Consider the following 21007-nt stretch of genomic DNA (forward strand, 5'->3'; position numbering starts at 1 on the left):
CTAATGATTAAATTCATTTAACATCTAAAAATAAGATGGAAAAAAACTTACCAAATCCTGGCAGGAATTCAGGTTTTTGCTAAAAACAAACAAAATTCAGGTTTTGATAAATAAAAAAAATGTATTTTCCAGCCAAATTTTATTACAACTTGGAACAAAATCATCAAATAAAATAACATAATGCAACTAAAACACACCAAATTTATTCTTTAAATATTTTTAATATGATGAAAAAACTACGCTATTTTTGTATCGCCTGTTGTTTGTGGATACTGGGGATGCCTCTTTTTGCACAACCCCTCATCTCGTTTGATAAATACCACACGACAACAGAAATTCAGCAAATGCTGAAAAAATTGCAGCAATCGGAACCGGCAAAAACCCAACTTCATACGATTGCCACCAGTCCGGGAGGAACACCAGTTTCCGTTTTAGAAATAGGAAAAAATCTGGAAGATGTTCCGGCAATTTTTGTTGGAGCTAATTTTGAAGGAAATGTGCCCATCTCTTCCGAAGGAGCGCTTGCTTTTGCAAAAATGCTGCTTGACTCTGCAAAATACACTGAAAAAATAAAATGGTATATAATGCCACTTCCTAACCCGGATGCCGCCAAAGGATATTTTGAAGGAATAAAGTTCGGGCGATCGGTAAACGATTTTGAAGTGAACAACGACATGGATGATGTAAGCAATGAAGATGGGCCGGATGACTTAAATGGCGACGGGATTATTACTCAAATGCGTTATAAGGATCTGGAAGGTTCGTTTGTTATTTCCGACAAGGATTCACGAATAATGACCAAAGCCGACAAAGAAAAAGGTGAACGCGGCGAGTACAAAATTCTGGAAGAAGGAATTGACAACGACGAAGATGGAAAATATAATGAAGATGGAATTGGCGGAATTAATATCGGAATATCATTCCCTCATCTGTTTCCTTTTGAGAAAAAAGAAGCGGGGAAATGGGCCGGACAATCACCGGAATCATATGAAATAATGCGGTTTATTTTTGATCGTCCAAACATTGCAATGGTTTATACGCTTGGAAGCTCCGGCTTTTGTATCGTTCCTCCCAAAGGCGGACGAAAAGGTGGGGCCAATCTGAGTAATATAAAAATTCCCGGCCGTTATGCCAGAATGTTAAATGCGGATCCTCAGAAATCTTATACCATGGACGAAGTGATTGCTTTGGTAAAAGAAAACTTTGGAGGAGAGATGGAAATCACCCCATCAATGATTGCAGGAATGCTTGGACTGGGTGCCGCTGTTAATCCGCTGGATGAAGATTTAAAATTTTACACCAAATTTTCAGAAGACTACAAAGAATATTTAAAAGAAAAAAACTTTGACACAGAACGACTTGACCCGACACCGGCAAAAGACGGTTCATTTGAATTGTGGGCCTATTACCACCTTGGGGTTCCTTCATTTAGTATGAATCTGTTTACTGTTCCAAAGGTAAAAGAGGAAAAGAAAGCTGGAGAAGGAGATCTTTCACTGGATGATGTTGAAAAAATGAGTACCGAAGAGTTTACCGCATTGGGAGAAGAAAAAATCGATGCTTTCTTAAAAGCAAACAACGCACCCGACAGATTTTCAGCTAAAGGTATTTCGGAAATGATGAGTTCGGGAAAATTCACACCTAAACAAATGGTGGAAATGATGAAAAAAATGCCAAAACCAAAGAAGGAAGGAGAACTTAGCGAGAAAGACAAAGCATTACTGGCCTGGTCGGACAGCGAATGGGACGGCGAAGGTTTTGTTGCATGGCAAAGTGTAAAACATCCCGAATTTGGAGAAGTTGAAGTAGGCGGTTTTGTGCCTTATTTAGAATCAACACCAAACCCCGAAGCTATCGACTCATTGCTTCAAATACAACTCCCGTGGCTACTGCAATTGTCTGAAAAAATTCCTTCTGTTTTATTTGCTGATGAAAAAATTACCGATTTAGGAGGAGGTGTTTATAAACTGGAAATATACATTGAGAATAAAGGGTATTTGTCCTACCCGATTGCAATGGGAGAAAGAAACAGTCAACCGGCACCTATTGTAATTACTCTCGACGGAGAGGTTGATTTTCTGGAAGGAATCAGCAGAACTCCGCTTGGAAGCATTGGAGGAAATCAGGTAAAAAAACTTACCTGGCTGATAAAAACAGACAAAAAACCAACCATCACTGCCAAAATTGAGTCGGCAGTTTTTGGAACGGATGTAAAACAAATTAAGATTGGAGGTTAATTATGAGACGATATATATTTTTGATACTGTTCACTGCAATTTTCCAGTCAGGTTATGCCAGTGGAGTAAAAAGCAAAATTGAAGTTCCTCTACGTTTCGACAGGTACTACAATTACGAAGAAGTAACAGAAGCATTAAAAGTTTTACACAACGCCTATCCGGAAATGACACATCTGGATGTGATTGGAAAAAGTGAAGAAGGCCGCGAAATTTACGCATTGACTATCAACAACAAAAAAACAGGAGAAGAACTCAGTAAACCCGGTGTTTATGTCGATGGAAATATTCATGGAAATGAAATTCAGGCTGGAGAAGTTTGTTTGTATTATGCGAACATGTTATTAACCAAGTATGGAGAAAATGAAAAAATAAGCAAAATAGTTGACAGAAATGTACATTATATTATTCCTGTGGTAAACGTTGACGGCCGTGCACATTTTTTTGACGACGCACATACCATGCATTCAAGTCGCAGTATTCGCGTTCCCAAAGACGATGATAACGATGGACTATTTGATGAAGATGCCCCCAACGATCTAGATGGTGACGGAAGTATCACACAAATGAGAATAAAAGATCCCTACGGCCAGTACAAACTTGATCCGGACGACAACCGAATACTGGTTCGTTGCAAACCGGGTGAAAAAGGAGAATATTCGTTGATTGGGTCAGAAGGAATTGACGATGACGGAGACGGAAGATTAAACGAAGATGCCGAGGGCTATCTTGATCCAAACAGAAACTGGGGATACGACTGGGAACCTCCTTATGTACAAAGAGGTGCCGGAAATTTCCCGTTTTCCGGAGTTGGTCTGAAAGCCATCAATGAATGGATTACAAAAAGACCAAATATTATCATTGGTTTTGCCTTTCATAATAACGGCGGAATGTGGCTCCGTCCACCGGCAGACAATAAAACACAAATCCCGGCAGCCGATATTGCAGCCTTTGATGTTATCGGTAAAAATGCAAAAAAAATAACCCCCGGATATGTTTACATGCCTTCGGTTGATTTGTATCCAACTTTCGGAGATTTTGATTCCCACCTCTATTTTATTCATGGCATATTTTCATTTGTAGGTGAACTTTATCCTGATGGAGCAGAAACTTATCACGATGACGAAACCAAACCTAAAAAGGAAAGTGAAGGTTCCGGCTACAGAGGAGATAATACTGAAGAAACACGTGAACGTCTGAAATTCAACGACAATATCACACAAGGAGAACTATACAAAGATTGGAAACCCTATAAACACCCTGTTTACGGAGATATTGAAATTGGGGGTTGGGTAAAAATGAGTTCAAGACTTCCCCACCCTTTTATGCTAAACGAACTGGTTCACAGAAACGCATCGGTTGTGCTGCTGGCCGCTGAAAACACGCCGGAAATTTCGATGGAAATTATAGACGTAAAAGAAGTGGGTAATAATCTACATCGTGTTCGCGTAAGGCTAGTTAACAAAAATGGTCTACCATCGATGGCCAAAGAATCAGAAATTAATAAAACGCACCGTCAGGATATTTTGAAAATAACTGGTGGAAAAGTTGTTGCGGGTGGAAAAATTAACGATATTCGTCTGGATAAAGTGAGTTATAAAGAGAAAAAACCAGAGATTCAATTCCTTTCTATTCCAAGTTACGGGAATGTTGAATATCAATTTTTGGTTGAAGGAAAAGGCGAGATAAAAATTAACTATGAATCGTTAAAGGCAAATAACCTGGAAACGTCTGTTAAACTATAAATGCTGTTTAATTATTATTTAAAAGAGATGCAAGATTTTGTATCTCTTTTTTTATCTCTGAACAAAATGGACAAAACGATAGGTGAATGAAAGTCGGCAACAACGCCGGTACAATTCTAAAACCGGAGAATCAAAACACTTCCGGAGCAACACCTAAGGTTGGTAAATAATGGTGCTGGCTGAAGCATTGGAAGTACTTTCTGAAATCGTCAAAAAACCGAGCTACTCCCAGAGAAGGAAATTACTTTGAAGCGTCGGGAAGTGTCATGATTATTTGTACTTTTACCAAAGCAGTAAAGACCGGGGAGGTAATTATAACGATTCCCCTTGCGATAAGCGATTAACAATGATTCCAAAGATGTTGCTTCGTTTGTTTTTGCGGCCATTGAACTGGAAAAATAAAATAAAAAAATAATGAAAAACCTGATTTTATCTTTTTTGCTTCTTCTTGCAATTTCCGTTCATGTAAACAGCCAAAATTCAAAAAATTTCAATACACAAGCCTATCTTGGAATTAAAGAAGGCGGCGAATGGGTTTGGGTTACTAAAAGTAGTGGAAAACAGCAATATGAATATCAGGGCGGAAAATTTAAAGCCGTTACTGAACTTACGGTTGATGAAAAACACACCGACCATTCTTTTGATATTCAATTTGAAGGTCCCGGATGGGAATCGGATAAAATCGGTTACCGGCTTTATCTCGACTGGCGAAATGCCATCGACATATTTGGAAAGAAAACCGACAAAATGGTTTTACACCATGTTGGCCTTGACGGATTTGATTCGTATCACGAAATGCAGGACTGGGGTGTTGATGTACTAAAAGTGGGAGATGCACTGGGAATAGGATCCATTGCATTTTGGAACGGCGAAAAAGCCATCCGCGTTGAAAAAACCGATAATATTTTTTGCGCAGTAGAATCTGGAAAAAAAAGCTCGGAAGTTAAAATAAACTATCAGGGCTGGGAAATCGATAACAAAAAAACGGATTTAACAACCACACTAAGAATAGAGGCAGGAAGTTATCTTACTCAATACTCCATTGGTTTAACAAATGAGCTTTCCAACCTGGCAACGGGAATTGTTAAACTTCCTGATACGGAAATCAAAATTATCAACGAAATTAAACCGGGATGGAGTTGCATGATAACTTTTGGCAGGCAAACGTTACAAAACGACAACCTGGGAATGTGTATATTCTACAAAACCAACCAGCTACTCAAACAAACTGAAGACCCAAACAGCCATGTCCTGGTTCTAAAACCCAAAAATAACAAACTGACTTACTATTTTGGAGCTGCTTGGGAACAGGATGCTTCAGGGATAAAAACGATGGACGATTTTGTAGTTTTACTTCAATCTCAAATAAAATATTTAAAATAAAGTATTGGGAAATTGCCGCTGCCTTAAACTCCGGCAATTTCATATAGAGCAGGAGTATCTTCAAAGAAATTTATCAACCATTTTCAAATCTATTCCATTTCTCACAAAAATGGCTTCTACTCCTAACCCCGAAACATCTTCAATATTTCTGTACTCATCATCAAAAAACACCATGCGTTGATAAGGAACATCCAAAAAACGCCGGATTTTTTTGAAATGCGAGATTTTTGAGGCCGGATAAATTTCTTTTGTATCGAAATATTTATCGATGTCAAACAGATTCAATAAATCCTGCGCCCATTCCGGCTCATAAGTCCGGGAAGCAGCTGCAATGAACTTATTCTGATTTTTCAACTCTTCCAAAACCGCAATTACATCCGGATACAAACTTATCCATCTTCCGGATCGATCCAATAATTTGTTATTCCTCCAAACATAGGGTGGATTTGTAGCATCGCACCAGGTTCCACCGGCATCCCAAAGTGTAAAATCCAAATCGAAAACGAAAACGTCAAAACTCATCTTCAAAAATTTCAAAAAAAATAAGGGAGTAAAAATTACTCCCTTAAATATGTAATTAATTTATCAGGTTAGAATCCTAAACTTTTGGGTAACCAAAGTGAAATGTCCGGAATATAAGTTACCAACAACAGAACGATTACCATTGCAATAAACATTGGCAAAAGTGGTTTGATTACTTTGTCGATACTTAAGCCGGCGACACTACAACCAATAAACAATACTGAACCAACCGGCGGAGTACAAAGTCCAACACTCAGGTTCAATACCATAATAATCCCAAAATGAATCGGGTCAACTCCCATTGCTGTAACAATTGGAAGGAATATTGGAGTAAAAATCAAAACTGCCGGAGTCATATCCATAAATACACCCACAAAAAGCAAAATCATGTTAATGATAAGCAAAATCATAAACGGATTGCTTGTCACAGAAAGTAAACCTTCACTAACATTTTGCGGAATATTTTCATACGCCATAATCCACGATAAGCCCAAACAGGTAGCAACTAAAAGCATTACAACACCCGTAGTTTTTACAGAACGAAGAAAAATATCAGGCAAATCTTTAATTTTTATCTGACGATAGATAAACGACAAGACTAAGGCATATAAAACTGCAATTGCTGACGCTTCAGTTGCTGTAAAAAATCCGGCAACAATACCACCAATAACAATTACCAACATCAACAAACTAGGGATAGCGTCGAGGAATTTTTTCGTGCCAACCTTTGCCTTTTCCTTGTTCCGAATGGTTTTTATAACGGCCCAAACTGCAAAAGCAGCCACTACCAAATACAGTAAAACCCGGTTTAACCCTGCAGAGAAATTAGCACGTGAAAATGAAACGCCTTTATATGCAGCGACGATCCCAACGGCAATTAAAGTAACAATCCCCAAAGCCCTCATTGCTGCTTTTGTTCCACTTCTTTTATAAATCAGCATGGTAATGGCAGTAATTATAATTCCCAGCCCGGTAAGAATCCCAGGTAAATAACCAGCCAGGAAAAGTGCAGTAATTGAAACCCCGCCACTTGCCAATGAATATACAATAAGAATGTTACTTGGAGGAATAGACAGCCCCGTTGTTGCAGATGTAATATTTACTGCGGCGCTGAAATTGTCGGGGTAACCTTCTTTTTTCATTTCCGGTTGCATAATACTTCCGATTGCAGAAGCAGACGCAGCTGCAGAACCGGAAATAGCACCAAACAACATATTGGCCAAAACGTTAACCATGGCAACACCTCCGGGAATTCCGCCAACTAAAATACGCGCAAAATCAATCAGCCGAATCGCTATTCCCCCACTATTCATAATGTTCCCGGCCAATATAAAAAATGGGATAGCAAGCAACGCAAAACTGTCGAGCCCGGTGGCCATCCGTTGTGAAAAAGTCGTAAGCGCAGGAATCATATCGATGCTTACCAACATGGTTAAGATTCCGGAGATACCAATACTAAATGCAATCGGGACTCCAATTACAAGTAAAATTATAAAGCTAAATACAAGCACAAATATTTCAAAAAATTCCATAGTGTTTAGTTTTTCCGGTTGGATTTAACCATGTTATACATATTGTCAATATCGAAGTAAGCGATTAAAATTCCGCTCAAAGGCAACACCAGATAAACGGCTCCCAGCGGCATTCCCAAAGCAGCTGATTTTACTGAAAGATAAAAGCGCGTATAAACCAGCCAGCTTCCCCCAACTATCATTACGGTAATGGCAAAAAGAATAACCACAACACTGATAAAAATTTCAAGCTTGAACTTCCTTTCAGGTGAGCTTTTCTGGAGAAGTAAATCAATTGCGAGGTGCTCTCTTTTCCCCGCAACATAAGCAGCACCGAGAAGTCCAACCCAAATAAGGAGATACCCGGCCAACTCATCAGTATAACTACTTGGTGAATTTAGAATGTATCTGCTGGCCACCTGCCACAGTACATCCAGAACAAGGACACTCAGTAAAAATACCAGCACCCATTCCAAAGCTTTATCAATAGTTTTTCGTATACTCATAATTTTAGGTTTTATTTAACAGCCTGAATTCGTTTTATATAAGAATAGATAACTTCATTGTCTTTATAACTCTCGAGAAGCGGCTGAACTTTTTCAATAAAGGGAGCTTTATCAGGATAAATCACCTCAACACCGGCTTTTTGCACTTCCTCCAACGACTCTTTTTCCGATTCTGCCCAAAGTTTACGTTCCAACACAGCAGACTCATCTGCAGCTTGTTGCAGCCATTCTTGTTCCTGTTCACTCAACTTATCCCAAATAATTTTACTTACTACCAGCACATCAGGAATCGTTGTGTGTTCATCCAAAGAATAGTATTTACAAACTTCGTAATGACGCGATGTATAAAGACTTGGCGGATTATTTTCCGCTCCGTCAACCACGCCACTTTGCAACGCGGTGTATAATTCTCCCCATGAAATTGGTGTAGCTGAACCTCCAAGTGCCCGAATCATTTCCACAGCAGTAATACTTCGCATTACCCTGATCTTCAACCCCGCCAAATCGTCCGGTGTATGAATGGGTTTATCGATAGTATAAAAACTGCGTGAACCTGCATCGTAATAAGTTAATCCGCGAATCCATTTATCTTCCGTACTCAACAACAAATCCTTCCCAATTTCTCCGTCCATAATTTTGAAGGAGTGTTCTTTTGATTTAAAAATATAGGGAAGCCCAAACACTTTGTACGCGTCAGTAAAACTTTCCATAACCGCGGCAGAAACCTTGGTTATTGCCAGACTTCCAATTTGCACCAGTTCCACACATTGCTGTTCCGAACCAAGTTGTTCCGCCGGATAAACTTCAATAGTTAACTGTCCATCAGACAGTTCAGAGCATCGCTGAGCCATAAACATCATGGCCTTGTGTACCGGATGATCTGTTGGCAGGCCGTGTGCAAGCTTTAGTTCTGTTTTTTCTGAATGTGTACTACAGGAAGTCACCAAAAACAATAAAACGACTCCCGCAACAAGTACTATTCTGTTGTATTTCATCAGCTTGTGATTAATTAGTTTTTATATTTTTTTATAATTTGTAATGCTTCCTTACATTTATCCGTAATATAAGTATAATTTTTTTCTGCTAAAATTTCTTTTGGGAAAAGCTGCGACCCCATTCCAACGCACGTTGCGCCAGCTTCAATCCATGCTTTCAAATTGTCTTCAGTTGGGGTTACGCCGCCTGTTGGCATAATACTTGTCCATGGCATCGGGCCTTTTACCGCCTTCACAAACGAAGGTCCGCCAACCTGAGAACCAGGAAATATTTTTACAACTTCAGCACCCAATTCGTGGGCTTTGCCAATTTCTGTAACCGAACCACAACCAGGGCTCCAGGCAATTTTGCGTTTATTACAAACTTTCGCTGTTCCTTCATCAATGAGCGGAGAAACAATAAAATTGGTTCCGAGTGCAATATACATTGCAGCGGTTGCTTCATCAACAACTGACCCCACACCCATAATCATCTCGGGGCAGGTTTCTATTGCCCATTTATTCAATTCGGCAAAAACCAGAGTCGCAAAATCTCCACGATTGGTAAATTCAAAAACACGCACTCCCCCATCGTAACATGCTTTTACAACTGCTTTACAAACTTCAGGGTCTTTATTATAGAAAACCGGAACCATACCGGTTTCATTCATTTTTAATGCTACTTCTATTCTGGAAAATCTGGCCATAACTTAGTTTAAAGTTCAATATTCAAAGTTAAAAGCTACCCAATATTCTTAAAAATCGGGCAGCTCCAATATATTTTATCTATTTTTTTGAGGCGAGCAAAAATTATCTACCTCGCAACTCTTCCTGATGCGTCTCCGCCCATTAATTTTTCGACGTCATCAACAGTAACCTGGTTAAAATCGCCGTAAATGGTGTGTTTCAAACAAGAAGCGGCAACCGCAAAATTCAATGCTTTTTGGTCGTCGTCAGTATATGTCAACAATCCGTAAATGAGACCGCCCATAAAAGAATCGCCACCACCTACGCGATCGACAATATGTGTAATCTGATAAGTTGGTGCTTCATACAGTTTCTCTCCGTCCCAAAGTACACCCGACCAACTGTTGTGATTTGCGTTTACAGAACCACGCAATGTTGTGATTACCTTTTTACATCTCGGGAACTGCGCCATAATCTGTTTTGAAACCGATTCGTAAGCAGCTCCTTCCACATGACCTCCGGTTACGTCAATTCCTTCCGGTTTTATTCCAAGAACTTTCTCGGCATCTTCTTCATTTCCTAAAATAACATCTGTTCCGGCAACCAGTTCCGGCATTACTTCGCCTGCCGTCTTGCCGTATTTCCAAAGATTTTTGCGATAATTCAAATCACAGGAAACGGTTACTCCCAATTCATTTGCTTTTTTAATGGCTTCCAAACAAACATCGGCAGCACTTTGCGAAATGGCGGGTGTTATTCCTGTCCAGTGAAACCAATTTGCTCCTTCAAAAACTTTGTCCCAGCCGATCATTCCGGGTTGAATCTCAGAAACAGCTGAATGCGCACGGTCGTAAACCACTTTACTGCCGCGGCTCACTGCACCGGTTTCCAAAAAATAAATTCCGAGGCGTTCTCCTCCCCAAACAATTTTATCGGTTCCAACTCCGTATTTTCTCAAATCCATCATACAAGCCCGGCCAATATCATTTTTCGGGAGACGGGTTACAAAATCTACAGGAACGCCATAGTTTGCCAGAGAAACAGCAACATTCGCTTCTCCTCCTCCAAAAGTAGCTGTCAGCTGAGGGCTTTGTGAAAAACGCAGATAATCGGGTGTTGCCAAGCGCAACATAATTTCGCCAAAGGTTATTACTTTATTACTCATTCTTTAGTTTTTTGATTTGGATAATCAATGCAATCGATTGCAAAGATACACTTATCCAAATAAAAAGGAACACTATTTCCTATAAATCAACATGTTCTTATTCAAATTTAAAATACTCTTTTGCATTGTTGAAACAAATATTTTCAACCATTTGCCCTAACAATTCCATATCGTGAGGAATTTCACCATTTTCGACATCGTTGCCCAACAAATTACACAAAGTTCTCCTGAAATATTCGTGGCGGGTGTACGACAAAAAGCTTCTTGAATCGGTTAACATTCCAACAAAACGACTTAACAAACCAAGGTTGGAAAGCGCATTTATTTGTTTTTCCATTCCGTCTTTTTGGTCGAGGAACCACCAGCCGGAACCAAATTGCATTTTCCCGGGAACAGAACCATCCTGAAAGTTTCCAATCATTGTACCGATAAGTTCATTATCACGCGGGTTCAGATTATACAATACTGTTTTCGAAAGTTTATTTTCTTTATCGAGTCTGTCCAAAAATTTAGAAAGCGATTTTGCAATTTCAAAGTCGCCAATCGAATCAAAACCAGTGTCGGCTCCCAATTTTTTGAACAAGCGGGTGTTGTTGTTCCGAAGCGCTCCCAAATGGAATTGCTGCGTCCATCCGCGAGAATGATCCATAATTCCGAATTCGTACAACATGCACGATTTGAATTTCAAAATCTCATCCGGATTCAAATCATTCCCTTTTCTTATTTTATTGAAAATAGTATTTATTTCGGCTTCGGTGTAATCTTCGGCCATTGCTGTTTCCAAACCATGGTCTGACAAACGACAACCGCTGTCGTGGAAAAACTGGTGACGACTGTCAAGCGCATCCATCAAAGCAGCAAATGAGCCAATATTCTCACCGGCAGCTTCTTCCAACGTTTCCAAATAAGCGTTGTACGTTTTTGCACTTTCAACCGCCATTGCTTTGTCTGGTCTCCAGGCGGGAAGTACCGCTACTTCAAAGCCATCTTCTTTTATTGCCTGATGATGTTCCAGAGAATCAACGGGATCGTCAGTTGTACAAATGGTGTGTACGTTTGCTTTACGAATAATATTTCGAACGGAATAATCTGAAGTTTGCAATTTTGCATTACATTCTTCCCAAATTTCTTTTGCAGTAACCGGACTCAACAATTTATCAATTCCGAAGAATTTTTTTAATTCTAAATGAGTCCAATGATACAATGGGTTACGCAACGTTTGCGGAACCGTTTCTGCCCATTTTTCAAACTTTTCCCAATCAGAAGCATCGCCGGTACAATAGCGTTCGTTTACTCCGTTGGAACGCATGGCTCTCCATTTGTAATGATCGCCGTACAACCAAATCTGAGTAATATTTTTAAACTGTTTGTCTTCTGCAACTTCCTGAGGTGGAATGTGACAGTGATAATCAAAAATTGGCATTTTAGCCGCATGATTATGATATAATTCCTGTGCTGTTTCTGTCTGCAACAGGAAATTTTCGTCCATGAATTTTTTCATTATGAGGAAATTTATTGGCCCTCAAAAAGAACCGTTGTTTTTGGTTTATTACAAATCGAATAAGCGTTTCAGGTGACGTTCGTAAATATTTTCTTCCACACAAGAACCTACTACTTCAGCATTTTCCTTTAACAAATCAGTATATTTTTCACCCATTTCGGCAGCCACTTTGTAACCTACGTGAATGAGCTGTCGGAAGTTAGAGTTATAATCAGCATGCCCCGGAATATGTCGCAAGGTGTTTGAATATTTTTCACCATCCCAACCATCTACTTCTTCCGGTGTTGGCAATTTTGAATCATCAATATCGATTACGTCGGCATAAGGAGCGCACAATTCTTCTTTTCTTTCCAGTGCTTTTTTATAAATCTCTTTGGAAGCTTCCAAACCGGCATCACCCGAAATAGACAATCCGATAACTTCTTCCAACCAGGTAGTACCGGCTGTTTTTACGTGAATACCCTTATCGTGTTTTTTTATAATTTCGGCCATTATCGGATAAATAGTAAATTTATCAGAACCAGAATGCACGCTCAATTTTAAATCTTCAGGAAGACCAAATCCTTTTACTGCGTGTTCAATTACCAACACGTCCTCTTCAAATTCTTTGGCAAATTGAACGGTGTCGCCAACATAATCGACTCCTTTATTAAAACGACCAGTAAATTTTGGTGCGATTGTTTGAGCCGGAATTTTTTCCTCTGCAATCATTTTAAGGATAAAAAACATATCCACCGGCGTTTGTGGTTCTTCCACTTCGTCCATGGAAACTTCGGTAACAAAATTTCCGGTTCCTTTTGCCGACTCAATGTGACGATAAATTTTTCCTGCTTCTTTTACAGCTGCCAGATATTTACCTGCAACAACATCCAAAAGTTCATCGGTAATTACAATTGGTTCCGAAATCCCTGCAATAGAAACTTCCGTTCCCAAAGCTTCGCACGATTTTTTAAATTTAAGAACATCTTCCACTGCTGATTCGTTCCCAATATACATTGCAACATCGAGTGTAAAAAAATTGCAATGTTCAATAAAACGATCCACATTGGTAAGATTAATATGGTCGGCATCAACAAAATAGGGGCCCTCCCAACCGAGATTTTTAACGGCTGCATCAGCTTCTTTTCGTGTTCCTTCAGGTTCTGAATGAACAATATTGTGTTCTCTGTTTGACTTATTCCAAACCGGAGTAACCTCTACTCCTTCAGAAGTAGCTGTTATCAAAGCGCTTAACTGAGCTTCTCCCTCATGATTAAACCGGTCTCCGGTTCCAAAACTGTATTTACCTAGTTCCATTTTATTTGTTTGATTTACTATTTTTTTGCTGTAAAAAAACACTTCCGTGTACGAACACGAAAGTATAGATATATTTTTTTGTGGCAAAAGCTTTTTTGATGTTATACAAATATATTCTGATTCTAAATTAGCGAAATCGCACCGTACAAACCGACTAAAAATATAACCAAACAACTCACCCACAATGAAATATCATAGAATTTTGAGGATTCGAGGCCAAATTGTTTTTGTTTATATCTAAAATGTAATCCGGCGTAAACAATTATTAATAACATAAAAAATGTAATAATTCCGCCAATGGTTACCATAAACACCGGCGATTTTACCCACAAAAGTGCAATTACCCATAAAAACGGAAATACCCAGGCCAAAATTGCTACTGTTCTTTTGCGTTGTTTTAGGTTGAAAAAATCAATCCATCCGAGTTGTCCAAACAAATCAGAGAAAATTCGCGTGCGGGCTGCCAATGCAGAAAATAAAGTTGAAAACAAAACCACAAAAGAGCCGAAAAGAAAAAAGTCTTTTGCCCAGGGCCCAAATGAATGCGTGTACATTTTTGAAAGTGTTTCAATCATTTCGAAACCACCCGGAATTTCACCTCTTTTATAAAGTACCGCCGCCCCGAGCAAATAAAAAGCCGCCGTTACCAGCGTGTAAACAACCATCGATAAAATGGCATCCAGGTTCATAACTTTAATCCAGCCCCTGGCGCGTTTCCGCCATTCATCTGATTCTTCAAACGGACCGGTAAACCTTGCATATCCTTTTTCCAGACACCAATAATTGTAAGCCACAATTTCGTCACCGCCAACTCCTGTGAGTCCAAAAGCAGCAATTGCAAATCCAACCGCTGCGGGCGGAAGCTGAAACTTCAAGCCTTCCAGTACGTCGCTTTGCGTAAAAGCAAAACCAGTGTATTGAAGCATAAAAACAGCGACAACTGTAAACGTTGTAAACAGCAGCATCAACACAACTGATACTTTTTCAATAAAAAAGTAGTAGCCTTTAAAAACCATGGTGGCCACAATAATGCCAACAATAATCGCAAAACTTGTGATACTTAGTGACGGGAAAGCCATATTTAAAGTAATGGCCACGCCGCCAATAATTCCACCCAACTGAAGTGGTTTAAAAAGCCAAAGAAAAAACCATGTCCAAAGACTCCAGTTGGCTTTTTGTTTTCCAAAGCGGGGACCGCCAATTTTATTCAGCGAAGTAAACACCGTTTCCCCGGTGCGAATGGCTTGCTTTCCAAATTCAAGCTGAATGGCAACTTTCACTGCACAACTTACCAGAATAACCCAAAACGTAACAAAACCGGCTTTTGCACCTAAAGTTGTTGTGGAAATTAACTCGCCGGAGCCAACAACCGATGCCGACAAAATAAATCCGGGGCCTAAATATCTGAATTTTCCCAACAAAGAAGTGGGGGCACTTTTTATACTTTCCCCGGAGAGAATATACGGATCGGTTTGCATTGGCATTTATTTATTAGTTAGTTTCTCAAAAAAAGCACCATGCTTCAGCTTGGTGAAAATAAATCATAAATCTAAATCCTCAGCCAGCCGGCTTAAGCCGGCTTTAATCATCAAAAAAACCATAATTGTTTTTCCACTCATTATATTCCTCTTCAAATGATTTAATTTTATGGTGACTATCCTGATTTATTATATAACTCTTTACAATTTCAAGTTGCGATGCACTAACAGAAAAAGCTCCGTAACCTCTCTGCCACGAAAATCTACCATCAACCAACCTTTCCTGATTTATCCAATAAGAAGAAGAACCTTTCACCTTTTGAACAAAATCTGCTAAACATATATCTGAAGGCAAATCTACTAACAAATGAATATGTTCTGATTGAACATTAACTGATAAAACAGGTATTTGAATCTCCTTTGTTTTCTCAAGAATAAAATTCTTTACAGAAATTCTTACGCGAAAAGAGTTAAAAACTTTAATTCTTTCTTTTGAAGACCAAGTTATGTGTAAATAATTTCGAACAAATGAATGAATCATCGTCTATTCTTAAAAGCCTGCTAAAGCAGGCTAAAAACTCCATATACTTATTTATAACCAGACTGAAGTCTGGTTCTTATTTCTAGCTGCTAAAATCAAGCAAAACTTTCAAATAGTTCTGGCTTTCATTTTGAACAAGTTCAAATGCCTGTTGAATTTGGGAACCGTGCATCACTTTTGAGATGAGCGCCTCAGGCTTTAAGTTGCCGGCATTTAAATGTTCAATAACTTCTGTAAATTCACCGTGACTCACACGCGAAGCCACAATTTTTGCTTCTTTCCAAATTAATTCCTTAAAAACAATGGGGGCAGGATCGTCGCCCAATCCCAGAACAACAACTTTACCGGCACCACGAATACTTTGAATACAAGCACGAATTGGAGTTGGGACACCGTCAAATTCATGTGCATGTCCGATGGCTTCAAAAGCAATATCAACACCTTTCCCGTCGGTATATTTTTTTATTGCCTCAACCGGGTTTTCCTTTGTCGGATTTATGGTGATTACATTTTCATAATGATTTTTAGCGATTTCCAGGCGCTTATCCAACGGATCGACCATAAAAATGGTGCTTTTTGTTTTCGTGCGGGCAGCCTGCAAAATTACCTGACCAACCCGGCCAGCTCCCCAAATGGCAATACTATCTCCGTCTTTCGTTTCGGCGCGATTATTTGCATGGAAACCAATTCCATAAATTTCAACCAATGCAACATGCTCATCCGGCAAATGCGAAGCCGTTTTAAAAACCATGTGTTGCGGCACAGAAATATATTCAGCGAAACCGCCATCCAAATCAACGCCTACTAATTTCAGACTGGTACACGCCGGATAATGTCCCCGCAAGCACGCCGGACATTTCCCGCACCAAATAATAGGATCTACTGCAACTTTGTCGCCTACTTCAAAACCGGAAACACCTTCGCCAATTTCTTCAACAACTCCGCCCATTTCATGTCCTGGCGTAAAAGGAATAGGTGTTCGTGGATGAAAATCGCCAGGAAAAATATGCATGTCTGAACCACAAATACTGGCAAATTTTATGCGAATCAGAACTTCTCCCGGTTTTACTTTCGGAGTGACAACTTCTTTCCAAACAAAATTATTATAAGTTTCTAAAACGGCTGCTTTCATTTTATCATCGGTTTAATATTGAGCACGACAAAATACAGCTAAAAAAAGTTTTTTCAAACTGTATTGGCAATACTTTCGGAAATATTTGTGTGCTTCAAAAATAACTACTCCAAAACGTTACCTTTTAAAATACTTATAAACCGCGGGAGTCTGTTTTCCGGTAGTGGTCATGGTTGTCGTTATTTCAATCGAAGGCCGCTGCCAGTAATACAAAACGCCGGTTTCGGTCCCCACTAACAAATCGGGAACTCCATCTTTATTAAAATCGGAAACAACCGGGCCGTCGGTGTGCCCCATCAACGTGCGGGAAAGTACGCGACCCATATATTGCAAAACCATTTTCCCATCTTTCATTCCCAAATTTTTCATCCAATCCACCGCAGGTTTTGAAGAAAAAACAAGATCTTCCAAACCATCTCCATCCCAATCTGCAAAAGTAATTTTTAAACGTCCATGACTAGAACCGGTACGCTGATTTAATAAAACCGGTTCGCCATCAGGATAAACAAAATTGCGCTGCGGATGCCCCAACAACAATTTATCACCCTCTTTTATTCGAGGAAAAACAGCCAGGTATCCCTCATAATCGAGCATCACCAAATCATTCAAACCGTCGTTGTTAAAATCCATAATAAATGGCGAAGTTCTCCAGGGCGCCAGCAATTCATTTCCTTCAGAAACACCGGGAGTCCAGGCTGGCTTTTGTGGCTTACCCTTCCACTCCACGTAAAGTGGTTGCGGAGCCGACAGTTCGGGAGCTTTTCTTGTTCCTTTATTCTTTAACCAAACAATATTTCCGTTGTGTTCATTTACCAAAATATCGGGAAGTCCGTCCATATCCCAATCGCCAACGCCAATGGTTGCATATCCCCAGTGTGGCTCTTCCGTGTTTGGAAGCACTTTTGTGGGAATTATGCGAACAGGGATTCCATCAACTTCAAGAATTTTTGGCGCATCCCATTTTGGAGCCCCGCCTCCCAGATTTTTCACAAAAATGATATCTCCTGCTCCATTTCCGCACAAAATATCTTCAAGTCCGTCGCCGTCCCAATCAAAAATACGCGGAGCAACCAGCGCACCTAAATCCACAAAATGTGCTTCCTGTTGAAGAAAAACCGGAGGCAAAAATTCCGGCTTACCATCGACTACTTTTCCTGTGTTTTTCAGGAATGAAATTTTGCCATCTTCATCACCGCTCAGAACATCAACAAATCCATCTTTGTCAAAATCAATGGTTCGCAATTTTATGGAACCTCCGTGGCGACAAACAAATTGAATTTGTTCGCTATTGTATGTTAAAGTATCTCCATCTGCATAATTATATTTTTGAAGTGTTCCCGTATTCTCAAAATAAACCAGATGGGAAAAACTTCCTGCTGCCAGATAATCCAAATCGCCATCATTATCGTAATCGCCAAAAGCGACGTCCATATTCAACCCCCGATCAAAAGGATTCGAGGCTGTTAAAATATTTTCAGGATTTTCATACACCGGATTTTCATTACTTCCTGAATTCTTAAAAAACAACAACGAAGAGCCTTCTGAAGAATTTAAACCACAAAGCAAATCGACCTTTGAATCAGCATCAAAATCAATTAATTTCCAGGAATTTCCTTTAGATTCTTTTACGTATTTATTCAAATGAGCGGGCATATTTAATTTTTTCCAGAACACATTTTCAGGAACATCTTCGTAAATCAGCAAAGATTCATTTACCCGATCGGGTGTTAACACATGAACATGTCCATCAACATCAGAAGCTACAAAAAATTTCCCGTCGTTACCCAAACGAAAACGCTCTGAATTAATGCGCATTCCATAGCGAAAAACAGGCATTTCAACGTTGCCACTTACATTTTCAAAATAAAACACTCCCGATTCGGCATAACTTCCCGATTCAGAAATAAGCAAATCTATATCGCCATCGCCGTCAAAATCCATGGGCATGGGAACTGATTTGAACCCCACATCCAAATCGACCAGCAGGCCGGGATTATTGTATTCAAACTTGTGTAATTTGTTATCTGCGTATTGATTGTATGATTTTTCTTTCTGCGGAGTACATGAAAAAAGAAGCATTCCTCCAAACAACCCCATTAAAATCTTTGGATCCATAAGAGATAGTTTTAGTCCGTAAAATCTCAAAAATCCATCAGAACGGGTTCAACCTGCTTTTGAGATTTTGATTTTATTCATATCCGCTAACACACCACGATTAATACTTCAAATTGCTAATATGCTTCAATATAATTTTGCCAATATCGAAAACTCACCCTGACTACGACTACGTCATAATCGTCCCTCTCTTCGAGAAGAGAGGGAGTGTTGTCACAATTAAATTTATTTTTCGTGGTATCATTTCGAATATACAATTTGATTTTTCAAAGTTCTAAAACCAAAAGGATGAAGACTACCATTTTTTTGTCCGGTTCTTCACATTATTTCACCACAAAACACTATTTCCTCAATTGAATTGCTTTTTTCAACTCTGCCTCATAATTATTGTTTTCTTCACTAAAAACTTTATTATTCACCTTTTCGATATCTTCTTCGTTGGTGCGATTGTATCGAATTGGTGGATTTTCATTCTCGCAAAACAGGTAATTGTCTTTCACCAAATTGGTTGTTGCCCGGTGAAAACGAAGTGGTGATTTTGCAATATTATAAATCAGATTGTTGGCCACAACCACATTGGTTGTTCCTTCATCCAAAAACATCCCGTTGCTTTCTGCACGGCCGGCATTTACAGTCACATCGTGAATATGGTTGTTGATAATTTTACTTCCGGGTTGCAGGCCTAACATATAAATTCCGCCACCGTCGCTCAATATTTTCATAATATGATGGATGTGGTTCCCATCAATTACATTGTCGCGACAAGGTGTTGGTTGAGGGCTCCACATCCAGCCGATAGAAATTCCACTGTAAGGCAAATCAAAAATCTTATTGTCTTTTATTTTAGTTTCCGCTGTTAGTCCGCACCAAATACCAACTGCTCCAAAATACTGCGCTCCACTTTGGGTGACCAAACAGTTTTCAATGGTGTTATTTAAAGCCACTTGTTCCGGCGCAGTTTCCCACCATTTACCGCTGCCAACTTCGCGGTCGCGTCCTTCTCCAATCATAATTCCATTCCCTGAGACATCTGCTACAACTACATTGTATAACACATTATTTTTACAAGCTGTTCCAAACCAAATTCCTGAACCTCCCATATTTTCAACCGTACAATTTTTCAGACTGCAATTCTCCATCCATCTGGCTGAAATAGCAGCAGGAACAACCGCCCAGCCTAAGGTATCGGGGCGAGGGTCAAAATTGCAGGCTTGCACGCCGCAATACCCTTCTTCCGGAATATTCCATAAAGAATAACAAAAAGTAATTCCATTAAAATGAATATTTTTCACCGGAGAATCGTTTCCTCCCTGAAACACAAGTAGTCCTTCAGAAACCGGAATAACCGTTTCTATCTGATTTGGATTTACATTTTCAGGAAACAGGGCAATTATTTTATTCTCTTTGGAAACAAAACACCATTCATAATTTTCATCTATAAATTCAATTGCATTTTCGAGAAAATAGCGGGGATTTGCTTCCCAATGATCAATGTAAAAAAAATCGGGATCCTTTGCACCAATCGAATCTTTTGTTGTCAATCTATTCTCTTCACCATCAATTTTCAAAATTGGATTTCTGGAAATCGACCAGTCGTGCAAAAACACCAGTTCCGCGTCTTCAACATTTGCCGGGATCGGAAAATCATTTTCCTCAAAAAAGAAATTTGTCCGCTGGTCTTCTCCAACCTGCTTAACACGCAGATATCCGTCGTTTGGGAAACGCGATCTTTTCGCACGTTGTCCTTCAATAAAAAATTCGCGCGGACTAAGTTTTTTTCCTTCTATTTTTGGAACAGCAGCTTCCCAGAAGCCTTTGGCATTTTTTGTCCATCCTGAAAGTCGGACTCCTCCTGAAATAACAGGACTACTCCCGGTTACTGCTTGAAACGCTATTGAAAAAGAACTTTGCGTCGTTTGTAACGGTTCAAAAACAACCGGACTATTTATTTGGTAATTTCCATTTTCGAGGAAAACTGTAACATCTGAGAATCCACCATTCTCTATTAATTTATATGCTTTTTCTTTTGCTTCGGAAAGACTTGCTAAAGGTTGTATTTTTGTCCCTTCATTTTCATCATTTCCAAGCGGTGAGACATAAATCTCCTGCGCATCCACAACTCCGGAGAAACTGAAAAAAAAGAAAACTGAACAAAAAAAAGCGAACAAATTTTGTAGGGAAGCCATTTTAAATTTCATAATAATTGTTTTAGGTTTC

General features: G+C 39.4%; 16 protein-coding genes. 3 read left to right on the plus strand and 13 right to left on the minus strand.

Translation table 11 applies throughout. The features are described from left to right. The first annotated feature begins 224 nt into the window (after window positions 1–224). The 3 genes from GM418_RS31120 to GM418_RS31130 all read left to right on the plus strand — a co-directional run bounded on the left by GM418_RS31120 (window position 225) and on the right by GM418_RS31130 (window position 5362). Window positions 225–2237, plus strand: a complete 2013-nt coding sequence (locus GM418_RS31120; protein ID WP_158872268.1) for a M14 family metallopeptidase — start codon at window positions 225–227, stop codon at window positions 2235–2237. A 2-nt stretch (window positions 2238–2239) separates the two neighbouring features. Next, complete coding sequence (locus GM418_RS31125) at window positions 2240–3979, plus strand: M14 family metallopeptidase (RefSeq protein WP_217447658.1); 1740 nt, start codon at window positions 2240–2242, stop codon at window positions 3977–3979. Window positions 3980–4393: 414 nt separating this feature from the next. Further along, complete coding sequence (locus GM418_RS31130; RefSeq protein WP_158872270.1) at window positions 4394–5362, plus strand: DUF4861 family protein; 969 nt, start codon at window positions 4394–4396, stop codon at window positions 5360–5362. Between the two features lie 60 nt (window positions 5363–5422). Here GM418_RS31130 and GM418_RS31135 read toward each other — a convergent pair whose 3' ends face one another. The 13 genes from GM418_RS31135 to GM418_RS31195 all read right to left on the minus strand — a co-directional run bounded on the left by GM418_RS31135 (window position 5423) and on the right by GM418_RS31195 (window position 20988). After that, window positions 5423–5884 (minus strand): magnesium-dependent phosphatase-1, encoded by a 462-nt coding sequence (locus GM418_RS31135; protein ID WP_158872272.1) that lies wholly within the window; start codon window positions 5882–5884, stop codon window positions 5423–5425. A 68-nt stretch (window positions 5885–5952) separates the two neighbouring features. Beyond that, a complete protein-coding gene (locus tag GM418_RS31140; protein ID WP_158872274.1) occupies window positions 5953–7416 on the minus strand; it encodes a TRAP transporter large permease in 1464 nt (487 codons plus the stop codon). Window positions 7417–7421: 5 nt separating this feature from the next. Then, window positions 7422–7901, minus strand: coding sequence for a TRAP transporter small permease (locus GM418_RS31145; RefSeq protein ID WP_217447659.1), 480 nt, complete (start codon window positions 7899–7901; stop codon window positions 7422–7424). 11 nt (window positions 7902–7912) lie between these two features. After that, window positions 7913–8896 (minus strand): TRAP transporter substrate-binding protein, encoded by a 984-nt coding sequence (locus GM418_RS31150; protein ID WP_158872280.1) that lies wholly within the window; start codon window positions 8894–8896, stop codon window positions 7913–7915. Window positions 8897–8910: 14 nt separating this feature from the next. Further along, a complete protein-coding gene (locus tag GM418_RS31155) occupies window positions 8911–9582 on the minus strand; it encodes a bifunctional 4-hydroxy-2-oxoglutarate aldolase/2-dehydro-3-deoxy-phosphogluconate aldolase (RefSeq protein WP_158872282.1) in 672 nt (223 codons plus the stop codon). A 107-nt stretch (window positions 9583–9689) separates the two neighbouring features. Beyond that, window positions 9690–10727: a sugar kinase gene (locus tag GM418_RS31160; protein ID WP_158872284.1), complete on the minus strand. Its 1038-nt coding sequence runs from the start codon at window positions 10725–10727 to the stop codon at window positions 9690–9692. Window positions 10728–10824: 97 nt separating this feature from the next. Next, a complete protein-coding gene (gene uxaC, locus GM418_RS31165) occupies window positions 10825–12228 on the minus strand; it encodes a glucuronate isomerase (RefSeq protein ID WP_158872286.1) in 1404 nt (467 codons plus the stop codon). A gap of 48 nt (window positions 12229–12276) precedes the next feature. Next, complete coding sequence (locus tag GM418_RS31170; protein ID WP_343033358.1) at window positions 12277–13707, minus strand: tagaturonate epimerase family protein; 1431 nt, start codon at window positions 13705–13707, stop codon at window positions 12277–12279. Beyond that, window positions 13647–15008 (minus strand): Nramp family divalent metal transporter, encoded by a 1362-nt coding sequence (locus GM418_RS31175; RefSeq protein WP_217447660.1) that lies wholly within the window; start codon window positions 15006–15008, stop codon window positions 13647–13649. Before GM418_RS31175 ends, GM418_RS31170 begins: the two co-directional genes overlap by 61 nt. A 97-nt stretch (window positions 15009–15105) precedes the next feature. Further along, complete coding sequence (tnpA, locus tag GM418_RS31180) at window positions 15106–15543, minus strand: IS200/IS605 family transposase (protein ID WP_158872290.1); 438 nt, start codon at window positions 15541–15543, stop codon at window positions 15106–15108. Window positions 15544–15625: 82 nt separating this feature from the next. Continuing rightward, a complete protein-coding gene (locus GM418_RS31185; protein WP_158872292.1) occupies window positions 15626–16675 on the minus strand; it encodes a zinc-dependent alcohol dehydrogenase in 1050 nt (349 codons plus the stop codon). Between the two features lie 117 nt (window positions 16676–16792). After that, the gene (locus GM418_RS31190; protein ID WP_158872294.1) at window positions 16793–18790 is read right to left on the minus strand and encodes an FG-GAP repeat domain-containing protein; all 1998 of its coding nucleotides are present in this window, start codon (window positions 18788–18790) and stop codon (window positions 16793–16795) included. Window positions 18791–19131: 341 nt separating this feature from the next. After that, window positions 19132–20988, minus strand: coding sequence for a right-handed parallel beta-helix repeat-containing protein (locus GM418_RS31195; RefSeq protein ID WP_158872296.1), 1857 nt, complete (start codon window positions 20986–20988; stop codon window positions 19132–19134). Window positions 20989–21007 lie beyond the last annotated feature (19 nt).

It is taken from the genome of Maribellus comscasis (assembly GCF_009762775.1).
In the GTDB taxonomy this organism is placed as follows: domain Bacteria; phylum Bacteroidota; class Bacteroidia; order Bacteroidales; family Prolixibacteraceae; genus Draconibacterium; species Draconibacterium comscasis.